The following is a 1,044-nucleotide window of genomic DNA, read 5'->3' as shown; positions in this document are numbered from 1 at the left end:
CAGGACGAGAAAAGAGCGGCATAGCTGGACGGTTGACGCGACAACTACCTTGAAAAACGCCGCCAAGGACAAATGTGGGGGAACTACATGGTTGGTAATGCCTACCGCGAAGGAAAGGTTGTAGAAAAGAACCTTGGCTATGCTGAACAGCGTTATTTGACAGCGGCTAAGGAAGGCCTGGTTGGAGCTATGCGAGCGTTATCCACCCTGTACCAACAAAACAACTTGCTTTCATATTCAGATCGCCCAATCCAAATCAGGCGCTGGTCAATGGCAGCTTTTGAACGAGGCGATGCGGTTTCAGCCTTTAACATTAAAGATACGTTCCCCTATGGAAGTCTCGACTACACTGCATGGAACAACGCGTATCCAGACATCACCCTAAAAGACGGCCGCAATCCCCCTGCCGATTACGTAATAATGAAACCTGATGCAGGTAAAGAAATCGTTGTCCTTGCCAAGGAACAAGAGATACTGCGCCTCTTCAATCACATCGAGCCACCGACCATATTCCCATGGCGTTAAGTTAACCTATGTCCGCAATTGGTCGATGCTGTTGAAAAAGTCGACCATGGTTTGCGCAGCAGAAAAGTATGCGTCCGAGATTGAAATTTTTACTTTCGGCAGAGGCTTCCTGACTCAGATTTCACGTACCAGTGTGCAAAAAAGGCGTTTTAACCAGTCAATGACCAGGCCATTTGGGCGAACCGACTTTTCAACAGAATCGGTCGGTTGCTGCCTGTCGCGGCGGGCAGTAAACGGCCCAGAGTGTGTAAAAACGCTTCACCAAAATTGAAGTGTCCGCGTCTACGTCAAATCTGAAATTTATCGGCACGTCAGCAGATATGTGGATTTTGCGTAGAAGCGCGATTTTCGGTCCGGTTTTGAGTACCTGTCGCGCTCGAAAACGTTTTTACACAGCCTCGGCCATTAGCTGCCGGTCGGAGGTGCCTACTAAATCAACGGCGACTCATAGTGTAGAGTGCGCATTCCACGCCATCCGGACACTCAGCCCACCAACATCCGGACACTCGTTCCACGCTC

At 49.7% G+C, this 1,044-nt stretch carries 1 protein-coding gene; it reads left to right on the top strand.

Features of this window, described 5'->3' with window-relative positions:
- Positions 1 to 87: 87 nt before the first annotated feature.
- Positions 88 to 525 (top strand): hypothetical protein, encoded by a 438-nt coding sequence (locus IC37_RS28640; RefSeq protein WP_143519265.1) that lies wholly within the window; start codon positions 88 to 90, stop codon positions 523 to 525.
- Positions 526 to 1,044 lie beyond the last annotated feature (519 nt).

This window comes from Pseudomonas sp. QTF5 (assembly GCF_000512695.2).
GTDB lineage: Bacteria > Pseudomonadota > Gammaproteobacteria > Pseudomonadales > Pseudomonadaceae > Aquipseudomonas.
Note: the sequence above shows the minus strand (reverse complement) of the source record. Positions and strands in the feature narration are given on the sequence as shown.

Bases quoted from the DNA above. Each gene is read 5' to 3' on its own strand.
- IC37_RS28640 (WP_143519265.1), top strand. From the start codon at position 88: ATGGTTGGTAATGCCTACCGCGAAGGAAAGGTTGTAGAAAAGAACCTT.